Genomic DNA, 10,097 nt, shown 5'->3' with positions numbered 1-10,097 from the left:
GGTTCCCCAATTAACACCGGATTATTCTTCGTCCGTCGCGAGAGCACCTGAATCACCCGCCGAATTTCTTCATCTCGTCCAATTACCGGGTCGAGTTTGCCTTGTTTGGCCTGTTCGGTAAGGTCCCTTCCATAGCGTTCTAAGGCTTCATATTCCGTTTCCGGACTTTGGTCCTTGACTTTCGCACTCCCCCGGATTTCTTTAATCGCCAAATCCAGTTGTTGTTGCTCAAATGGAGTGCGGGCGTCAACTGTAGAGGCTTTCAGGGCGCGACGGCCTAGGCGATCGTCTTCCGCAAAGGCCAGTAAAATATGCTCGATGGATATAAATTGGTCATCGAGATTTTGCCTTGCAGTTTCGGCCTTATCTAATAACAGATCTAAACTGCGCCCGAGGTAAAGTTGGCTGGTATTGCCGACTTTGGCTTGGCGCGAGGCAAAGGTACTAATTTGTTGTACGAGTTTCTCTGGCAGAATTCCGGCTTTGGTGAGGATCCGCTGGGCGAGTCCTTCGGGTTGTTCTAAAAGGGCGATCGCTAAATGTTCGACTTCTAATTGCTGATGTTGGTAGCGACGGGCGACATCTTGGGACTTGACAATCCCTTCCCAAGCGCGGTCTGTAAATTTGCTGGCGTCAGTAGGCTGCATTTTATAAGTGCTGTTTGCCTCCAAAGGTAGTCTTTGATTTAAGATTTAACCGGCTGCAAGTCGCATCCGGACTCTATAGCTATGGTATCTTATCGGAGTTTTTCCCTCGGGTCACCGTTCCCGGGAAGGAAGAATGCCTCAAGGGGAAGATTCTTGGCGGGGTCTCCCTGCTGTCCTTACCCAGGATTTCCCCATTCCCGCTACATTTAAGCTGGCCTCGCAGAATATGCTCAAGTCGTTTCCCCCGTTTGTAATAACGACTGAAGTGGGAGCATCCCAATGAAAGCCGCCCTTTTTGGGAGAAGGGGCGGGGGGGGATCTTACAAGAGTAGGTTTTTTACTTCCGGTCCCCTCCCCTTGGCAAGGGGAGGGTTAGGGTGGGGTTCCTCATAACGTGGCGATCGCCTGAGTTACGCACTCAAAGGAAGCGATCGCGCCTGTATGGAGGCGGGTGCCAACCTCTTTCTGACGTGCGATCGCACGTCAGAAAGACACTCCACCCATCGATTCCACGCGCAAGTGCGATCGCACGTCACATTATGACCCCACCCTAACCCTCCCCTTGCCAAGGGGAGGGGACCGGAAGTAAAAACCTACTCTTGTAAGGCGGGGGGATGAGGGCAGACTGTCCAAACTGGGATACACCCACTTCAGTCGTTACGACAAACGGGAAGAAAACGACTGAAGTTGTGACGTGGAACTTAGAAACTGAAGGTGTGGATTAGGCAGTTTTGCTTTGAATTAGTTCGATTTTATAGCCATTGGGGTCTTCTACGAAGGCGATCACTGTGGAACCGTGTTTCATGGGGCCCGGTTCACGGGTGACTTTGCCTCCTTGGGCTTTAATGCGATCGCAGGTGGCGTAAATGTCATCGACGCCTAGAGCAATATGACCATACCCTGTCCCAATATCATAGTGGTCCGTATCCCAGTTGTAGGTCAGTTCGATCGCCGATTCTTCGGATTCGTCGCGATATCCCACAAATGCCAAGGTGAACTTTCCCCCGGGATAGTCTTTTTGCCGCAATAGCTTCATGTTCAAAACGTTGCAGTAAAAATCCAGGGATTTTTCCAAGTTGCCGACTCGCAACATCGTGTGTAAAATTCTCATGCTTTCTCCAAGTTTCCTGACTTTCTCTTATTGTAAGGGGCGGTTGAGTTCAGCTTTGAAACGGGTTGGCACTCTCTAGGGGTAAGGGTTTGCTCACTCATATCGGGTGGGAAGACTGCCTTGGATCGCGATCGGGAAACTTTATTAAATCTGTGCCTCAATCCCGAAGTTGGCTGTATGGTAAAACTTTGAGGCAATAATTTGCTTTTTCGGGTTTGACGGTGAGAACTGAAAAACTCACCGAGGTTCAGCCCAAGGATATCTGAAATTTCAGGGGAAACTGAAGAATGAACGGAATTGACAGCACAGCAATTGAAGTGATTCGCGCCAGAGAAATCCTCGACTCTCGGGGACGTCCCACGGTGGAAGCGGAAGTCTATTTAGCCAATGGTGCAATGGGTTTAGCCCAGGTCCCAAGTGGAGCCTCGACGGGCAGTTTTGAGGCCCATGAACTCCGGGATGGAGACAAGAAGCGCTACGGTGGCAAAGGGGTGACAAAAGCGGTTGAGAATGTCGAAAATAAAATCGCTCCCAGTTTGGTGGAAATGGATGCCCTGGATCAAGGGGCGATCGACTATGCCATGATTCGTTTAGATGGTTCCCCCAATAAGTCAAATTTGGGCGCGAATGCCATTCTGGGCGTTTCCTTAGCAACGGCTAAGGCGGGAGCAAATGCCCTCCAGATTCCCCTTTATCGCTATCTGGGCGGTCCTCTGGCAAATTTGTTGCCGGTGCCTTTGATGAATGTGATTAATGGCGGTGCTCACGCGGCGAATAATGTGGATTTTCAGGAGTTTATGATTGTGCCGTCCGGGGCCTCTTCGTTTAAGGAGGCCCTGCGCTGGGGTGCGGAGGTGTTTGCCTCTCTCAGCAGTGTTTTGGATGAGAAGGGATTGCTGACTGGGGTTGGTGATGAAGGCGGTTTTGCGCCGAATTTGGAGTCGAATCAAGCGGCGTTGGAAATCTTGATGTTGGCGATTAAAAAGGCTGGATACAAACCCGGGGAAGAGGTTTCTCTGGCTATGGATGTGGCTGCCAGTGAGTTTTACAAGGATGGCAAGTATGTTTATGAGGGAAAGGCTCATGAACCTAGCGAGTTAATCGATTATTTGGCGAAGTTAGTCGATGAATATCCGATTGTTTCTATTGAGGATGGATTGCATGAGGATGATTGGGAAAACTGGAAGTTGTTGACCGATAAATTGGGCGATCGCGTCCAATTAGTCGGGGATGATTTGTTTGTGACGAATCACACTCGTCTGAAACGAGGAATCGAGATGGGTGCCGGAAATGCTATTTTGATTAAGCTCAATCAAATTGGCACGTTGACGGAGACTTTGGAAACGATTGATATGGCAACTCGCAATGGTTTCCGGTCGATGATTTCCCACCGTTCCGGGGAAACGGAAGATACGACGATCGCTGATTTAGCGGTGGCAACAAGGGCGGGTCAAATTAAGACGGGTTCTCTGTGTCGTAGCGAACGGGTGGCGAAGTACAATCGGTTGTTACGGATTGAGGATGAGTTGGGCGATCGCGCGGTTTATGCCGGGACTGTAGGATTAGGACCAAAGGGTTCTAAGTAATTCTTAAAACAACAAACCCCTGGGTGTTAATCCAAGGGTTTGTTGGCAGTGTTGCGATCGCTTTGATTAGACCTCTTGCAAATACTGTAGAGATCCCCCCAACCCCCCTTAAAAAGGGGGGCTTAAGAGAATCTTAAGACAATTCTGCAAGAAGTCTATTGTTTTTAATTAAGTCATCAGGCGGGGGTTTGTCATAGGGCTGTTTCATTCTCCTGGCCCAATTAATTTTTGGATTGTTCAATCGCTTTATCTGGCGGTGGGATCCAGGCTGATTCCCCTCCCTTGGAGGGGTGTCCCGAAGGGACGGGGTGGTTTCTTGTTCTTAGTTTCAACTTAGGAAATAAGGCCGAAAACCCTTGGGCTGTAAAGCTTACGGGGTCAGAAAAATTTTAGAATGAAACAGCCCTAGGTTTGTCACTCCCGTCTATTTTTATTGTTGGGAAACAACCTTTTATTGCTGGATATCTTTAACTTGCAAAGACAGTTGAGCGAGGCCTAGCATTTCTAAAAGTTCGCTGACGCTATGACCTTGCTCCTGGGCGATCGCCACCACACCTTCCCAACCCGTTTCTGTAACGGTGAGCTTCCGGGTTTTCTTTTTTTCTGCTTTATAAAACTTAGACAAACCCGGACATGGCCGGATATTGATGTTTATTTCTTGCTTCGTCCGGGACTGTCGGCAGCACCCCGTCCACAAGTGTAATCGTCGAAGCCCGGCGATTTTTCTAAAATTATACTAGCATTCAAATCTCTATCAATTGTCAGACCACAGTTCTGACACTGAAAAGTCCGTTGATTTAACGGCATTTTTTGTCGAGCGTCGCAATTAGAACACAGTTGACTGGATGGATAAAATCTGTCGGCCATTATCAATTTTGACCCATATCGTTCTGTCTTGTAATCCAGTTGCCGACGGAACTCATAAAATGAGGCATCAGCAATAGAACCGGCCAACCGATGATTTTTTCAACATTCCAGACACATTCAAATCTTCAATGACTACTTGGCTGTGGTTCTTAGCCAAAAAAGTAGTCAGTTTATGAATTGTATCCAGCCGAATATTTGCTACTTGTTGATGTAGCCTTTGAACTTTTAAAAGACATTTATGCCAATTTTTCGAGCCTTTGGTTTGGCGACTTAAATGGCGTTGTAATCGAGCTAGTTTTTGGGCGGCTGATTTATAGGCCTTGGGATTAGAGAACTTTGTCCCATCGGAGCAAGTCGCCAAAGTGTTAATTCCTAGGTCAACCCCGATTCTCTCTCGACATTTAGGTGTAATTTCTTGGGAAATTTCCACAAAAAAGCTGATATACCAGTCACCAGCTTGGCGCGTTATCGTGACTTTCTTAACCCGACTTTCTGGTATGGCTTCAAATGTAGAAACCCAGCCAACAAAGGGATGCTTATGGCGAGTTCCTGACAGCCTGATTGGTTTTCCACAGTTGTCAAGAGTAAAACTATCGTGGTAGCCTTTCTTCTTAAACTTAGGATACTTGCTGATGCCTTTAAAGAAGCGTTTGAACGCATCTCCTAAATTAATCAAGGCATATTGATAAACTCTAGAGGATAATTCAGACATCCAAGGATATTCAGGTTTTACATGATTAGTAAAAACCTTTTTGATAGAATTGACGTTAGGTTTTAGTCCCTCGTGAGCAGCTGAGATCCATAAGCGTAATCCCCAATTAAAAACAAATCTAGCATAGCCCGCGTGTTTAGCCATCAAGGTGGCTTGATGGTCATTGAGTTTTAGTTTGGTGCGCAAAGCTTTGTAAATCATTGTTCCATTTTCCCATAACTCTGGCTTACGCACATCAATGAGGAGCCAGACAGCTTGTCCAGGTTTTGACCGTATATCAATTATTTAGTTGCGACTTTTTGGGTATATTATACCTTATTTTCCTTAGATGTCCGGCAAGTCTCAGATTAAATTTTTGCTCCCCATTTTTGCGGACGACCCTCGTGGTAGGTCAAAATTTTTAGAGAATTGGGATGCAATTCTTTTTTCTCGTTCATGGCTACTCGTTGCCCTCGGGGATGAAATCGGGAGTTTGCCCCCTCTTGAGAATCTATTAAATGGCCTGTAATATAGATTTATGGTTTGAGGAAACTAAAAAAAAACGGCCTGACAACCCGGTAATTCCAAACAATAATCTACAGGGAATTATACCATGACTGGCTGCATTCTTGAGGTTGAAACTTCCGAAAATTTAATTAATGTAGTCGCCTGTGTCGCATTCAGGAGAAGTTAGACGGGAGTGGCATCCTCGCCATGACCCTGAGTTCTTTCGTGGGACGGGAGTTTTCCAACACCAGCGATGCCATTGGATATCTAGAACGATCAGCCCGAATTGGAGGGAAAAGGGCTAACCGGGAAAGAGTCCCATTAGCCCTTTTGCCTTAATTTTTAGGGATAGAAACCGAGTTCGGGCAATCCGAGGGTTTCATCCCAACCCATCATAATATTCAAACATTGGATAGCTTGACCTGCTTGACCTTTGAGGAGGTTATCAATGGCGGAAATCACGATCGCGCGATCGGTCCGTTGGTCAATTTCTACCCCGAGGTAACACATATTACTGTTCATCGCCCACTTGGTTTGAGGATAAACTCCCGCAGGGAGGACCCGCACCCAAGGACTATTGCGATAAAAGGCGGTGTAAATGGTGACCAAATCTTCCCGGACTAGACCGGGATCCCGTAAGGTGGCGTAGACGGTAGAGAGAATTCCCCGAACCATCGGTATCAGGTGGGGGGTGAACTGGACAAGGATATCTTGTCCGGCGAGATCGCTACCAATGGACTCGATTTCTGGGGTGTGGCGATGACGCGCTACCCCGTATGCACAGACGGAGTTATCTGCTTCGGCGAGGAGAAGATTGGTTTTCGCTTGGCGTCCGCCACCGGAAATGCCCGATTTAGCGTCAATGATGGCGCTATTGGGGACAATCATGCCTTGTTTGAGTAGGGGGGCCAAGGCGAGAATGCTGGCGGTGGGATAGCAACCGGGACAGCCGATGAGTTGGGCATCCTTGATGCGATCGCGATATAATTCCGGCAAGCCATAGACAGCCACCGCAGCGGTTTCGGCATCACCGCGATCGCCACCGTACCAATTTTTATAGGTTTCTAAATTACTAAATCGATAGTCGGCAGAGAGATCCAGAACCTTGCAGCCTTTTTCCAGTAACCGGGGGGCCATTTGGTAGGCTAACCCATTGGGTAAGGAGAGAAAAACCACTTGACAGCGATCGGCGATCGTGTCAATATCCACTGACTCAATCAGCAGGTCAGTAGCCAGGGAAAAATGAGGATACAGATCCGAGAACGGTTTACCCGCACTGCTATCGCCACCTAAGTACACTAAATCTAGTTGGGGATGATCTCTAATCAGCCGAACGAGTTGAACGCCACCATATCCTGATGCCCCAACAATGCCAACTCCCATAGTTTCTAATTCACCCATCACCTTACTCCACTCCAAATATAGAGATCTTGAGCGGTCTTGATCGCTCTAGCTGTTGCATTCTAGTACCAAACGGTAAAAGCGATCGTACAAATCCCTACAGCTTTTCCACTTTCCAGTGAGGATGACTGCTGCCCTGACTCAAAAGAAGGTAAAACCCTGTGTCATCCTGGATATTTCCCAGGTGAATCGGCAAAAATTACCATTTGAAAAATCTACGGCGTTTACCTACTGATCAAATACTCTACGGGCAGCCTAGGTGGGACTTTCTAACGATTGGGATACCAAAACATTCCTTTAATGCCTTCGGGATCGGACATAAATCCCAAGGTTCGGTAGAACTCGACCACATGGGGGTCGGCAAACAGGGTGATATTGCTAATATCTTCACTTCGCAGACGCTTGATGGTGTAATTCATCAGGGACTTGCCGAACCCTTTGCCTTGGTATTCGGGATGAACCACGACATCCCAGATGGTGGCATTAAAAGCATGGTCTGAGGTGGCGCGGGAAAAGCCGATCAAGCGACGGGTTTTCCCGCGCATTTCCCACATAGAAACCACGAGAAAACTGTACTGAATTGCTTTTTTAACCTTACGCAGGGGGCGACGAGACCAGCCGACTGCATCACAGAGTTCTTCTAGTTCATAAAGGTCGATATCTCGATCTGTACTGAAATAGACACGAGGATTGATGCCGGGGCGATCGCTACTCCCGGCAGATTGATATCCATCGATTTGCGCCCCGATCGGCGCAGAAGACGTATCAGAACCGCTAAATAAATTTTTCCAAAAACCCATGAAGGTTTGGTTAAGGTAGGAGAACGGGGTGGACAAACGCTATCCCCCACCGAGGATAAGCAGGGGGTGCCAACAGATGCATCGACCCTTTTGGGGCGATCGCGAGGTTGAACAAACGGTAAACTGCTGCTTGACGGTGCAACGGCATGGCGTACCCGTCTATGATTGTACAGTGGCAAGTCGCGACTTACGCCGATCGCCAGGAAGATGCTAACCCTTCCACAAGGAAAATGGCTAGACTGAAATCCCGTTTAGTCCGAGGGATGGATGGCCTAAAGTTTCAGCCAAAAGCCCGAGAGAATCGCAATCCCCCGTGGCGATCGTCAGAGTGTCCCCCATGATGGCATAGGATTAATATAGCAATCTACCTCAGCCCAGTTGATGCAACCCTGTCTTGAGCTAGGCCCCCAATTGCGATCGGGAGCTGACGAGACCGGGTACGCCCCCTTTGTCCAGATTAGCCGAGGCTTAACCCATCCCCCGAGATTAGCCTCGGCTTGAACTTGTCAAAAGGCCCTCTTTGGGTTGGGGAGATGCAAAAAGAGCAGATCGTTGCGAGTCGTGCATTGGCTCGGATCCCAGGGTATGACAGTTCCAGCCAGGGTTAAACATGACGAAACTATCCTATTTTTCGCCATCCAATCATTGTTCTATCGTAAAGGACCCCGGGCTGCTGTCTACCTTTGTGTTTTTGACAGGAGCTAGCGAGTTCTCCCACACCCAATATGGCACCGGGTTTAAAATCATCTACGATGGACCTGCTCAAACGCTTTAACCGAGCGTTTCCGCAGTTCTATGAACAATTTGTCAGCAGTGAAATTCAGCTCCAAAATCTCAAGCTCGCCTACCAGCTTTACCGAACTAAACAAGCAGTCATTGAACTCCGACCCGAAGGGACCAAAAGTGCTCTGCATTTTGCCTACCGCAATCAATCTTTTTTGCTGAGTGACATTTTTGGGGTTCTGGCTGCCTACGGACTCACGATCCACAGTCTGAGCCTTTACGGCCAAATTTATCCACCGATGTTGGTCTTTATCAAATTGGTGGTGTCTCGGGGGGGTAAAGCACTCACAGACAAGACTGGAGAAAATGTCTGTCGGGCTGTTCGTGAAGCCCTGGCGGGTCACTTTGAAGTGGAAGAAATGCTGGCGGTCGAATTTAATCTGGATGCCGGTTTAGAGGATGTGGAAACCGAGTTTTATGTCGATCCGGTTTTCCATCTTCCCGCCCTTCTGATTGAAGCCGATAACCAGCCTGGATTGTTCTATAAAGTGATGTACGCCATCTGGCAAGAGGATTTACTGGTCGTCAATGCGAATTTACTGGTTTGGCGGGGACGAACCCGCCTGATTCTTTATTTACTCGGACCCAATGAAAGTCTGATTCCCGAATACCTCGGACAAAAGATTGCTGAAGGCGTGCGGCAGCGATTGCTCGGGAGGCGCTTTTGAAACGGCATTTTGGCCCTAGCTATCCCTAAGTCCATCCAAACCTTGTGCCTGAAAACCCAAGGGTTCGATTTTTGACAAGAAGGAGGCTCTATTGTCCTCCCGCTACTCTGGTGGTCCCCTTGGACCGGCTGTGTCGATCGCTGGCTTCTCCCTCCTGTGCGATCGCCTAAGTGATTGTATTCAGACGATTTCTTCGCTCTTGATAACAACATGGAAACGATTGACATCCTGGGGGTTCCTCACGCTTATGAACTCACAGACCCTCGCCCCTCTCCCCATGTTCTGGTTTTTATCCACGGTTGGCTCCTCAGCCGCCGCTATTGGCAACCCCTAATCGATCGCCTGTCGGTCGATTATCAGTGCCTCTGTTATGACTTGCGCGGATTTGGAGACTCTCAACCCTATCCCCACCCAACAGCCCAATCCCATGCAGGCTACACTCCCAGCGCCTATGCCCGAGATTTGGAAGTCTTGCTCGACAAACTCAATATCTCCACTACATGGCTGATTGGTCACTCCCTCGGAGGCAGTATCGCCCTGTGGGGCGCTTATAAACTCCCCTCTAAGGTCAAAGGGGCACTCTGTGTCAATTCGGGGGGAGGCATCTATCTGAAAGAAGAATTTGAACGTTTCAGGGCTGCCGGACAGGTTTTTGTAAAAATGCGCCCCCGTTGGCTATGCCATCTCCCGGGCATTGATTGGTTATTTACTCGCGATAGTGTCGCCCATCCCCTCCCACGCCATTGGGCAAGGCAACGGCTGCTAGATTTTGTTATAGCTCACCCGGAGGCGGCGATCGGGGCTTTGCTCGATTCCACGACGGAAGAGGAGGTTCACCGGCTTCCTCAACTGGTTTCCCAACTCACCCAACCGGTTTATTTCATCACCGGCACGAAGGATAAGGTGATGGAACCGAAGTATGTTCGGCATTTGGCCAGTTTTCATGCCCTCTTTGAACATGGAGGGATGAATGTGATTGAAATTCCTGAATGCGGCCATTTATCGATGGTGGAGCAACCGGATGTGGTGGCGACTG

The 10,097-nt window shown here is 48.6% G+C and carries 10 protein-coding genes and 1 pseudogene; 5 read left to right on the top strand and 6 right to left on the bottom strand.

Annotated elements, in window-relative coordinates:
- Nucleotides 1-647: Clp protease N-terminal domain-containing protein (locus J0895_RS07675; protein ID WP_277989800.1), on the bottom strand; the 647-nt coding region annotated here is incomplete at its 3' end.
- Between the two features lie 377 nt (nt 648-1,024).
- On the opposite strand from J0895_RS07675, the gene J0895_RS07670 reads away from it, so the two are divergent.
- Complete coding sequence (locus tag J0895_RS07670) at nt 1,025-1,201, top strand: hypothetical protein (protein WP_207087516.1); 177 nt, start codon at nt 1,025-1,027, stop codon at nt 1,199-1,201.
- 167 nt (nt 1,202-1,368) lie between these two features.
- On the opposite strand, the gene gloA is transcribed toward J0895_RS07670, so the two are convergent.
- A complete protein-coding gene (gene gloA / locus J0895_RS07665; protein ID WP_207087515.1) occupies nt 1,369-1,758 on the bottom strand; it encodes a lactoylglutathione lyase in 390 nt (129 codons plus the stop codon).
- A 287-nt stretch (nt 1,759-2,045) separates the two neighbouring features.
- On the opposite strand from gloA, the gene eno reads away from it, so the two are divergent.
- Nucleotides 2,046-3,344: a phosphopyruvate hydratase gene (eno, locus tag J0895_RS07660; RefSeq protein ID WP_207087514.1), complete on the top strand. Its 1,299-nt coding sequence runs from the start codon at nt 2,046-2,048 to the stop codon at nt 3,342-3,344.
- A 451-nt stretch (nt 3,345-3,795) separates the two neighbouring features.
- Here eno and J0895_RS07655 read toward each other — a convergent pair whose 3' ends face one another.
- From J0895_RS07655 to J0895_RS07640, 4 genes and pseudogenes are all read right to left on the bottom strand, one after another.
- Nucleotides 3,796-3,969 (bottom strand): hypothetical protein, encoded by a 174-nt coding sequence (locus J0895_RS07655; protein WP_207087513.1) that lies wholly within the window; start codon nt 3,967-3,969, stop codon nt 3,796-3,798.
- 26 nt (nt 3,970-3,995) lie between these two features.
- Nucleotides 3,996-5,124: pseudogene (locus J0895_RS07650) on the bottom strand (RNA-guided endonuclease InsQ/TnpB family protein).
- Nucleotides 5,125-5,751: 627 nt separating this feature from the next.
- A complete protein-coding gene (argC, locus tag J0895_RS07645) occupies nt 5,752-6,810 on the bottom strand; it encodes an N-acetyl-gamma-glutamyl-phosphate reductase (RefSeq protein WP_207087512.1) in 1,059 nt (352 codons plus the stop codon).
- A gap of 269 nt (nt 6,811-7,079) precedes the next feature.
- Nucleotides 7,080-7,610, bottom strand: coding sequence for a GNAT family N-acetyltransferase (locus tag J0895_RS07640; RefSeq protein WP_207087511.1), 531 nt, complete (start codon nt 7,608-7,610; stop codon nt 7,080-7,082).
- A gap of 76 nt (nt 7,611-7,686) precedes the next feature.
- On the opposite strand from J0895_RS07640, the gene J0895_RS07635 reads away from it, so the two are divergent.
- From J0895_RS07635 to J0895_RS07625, 3 genes are all read left to right on the top strand, one after another.
- The gene (locus J0895_RS07635) at nt 7,687-7,824 is read left to right on the top strand and encodes a hypothetical protein (RefSeq protein ID WP_207087510.1); all 138 of its coding nucleotides are present in this window, start codon (nt 7,687-7,689) and stop codon (nt 7,822-7,824) included.
- Nucleotides 7,825-8,335: 511 nt separating this feature from the next.
- On the top strand, nt 8,336-9,061 hold the full coding sequence (locus J0895_RS07630) for a hypothetical protein (protein WP_207087509.1): 726 nt from the start codon (nt 8,336-8,338) through the stop codon (nt 9,059-9,061).
- Nucleotides 9,062-9,271: 210 nt separating this feature from the next.
- On the top strand, nt 9,272-10,097 hold an 826-nt coding region (locus J0895_RS07625; RefSeq protein ID WP_207087508.1), incomplete at its 3' end, for an alpha/beta fold hydrolase.

Source organism: Phormidium pseudopriestleyi FRX01 (assembly GCF_017313335.1).
Classification (GTDB): Bacteria; Cyanobacteriota; Cyanobacteriia; order Cyanobacteriales; family Laspinemataceae; genus Laspinema; species Laspinema pseudopriestleyi.
This window is presented reverse-complemented; position numbering and strand designations above follow the sequence as displayed.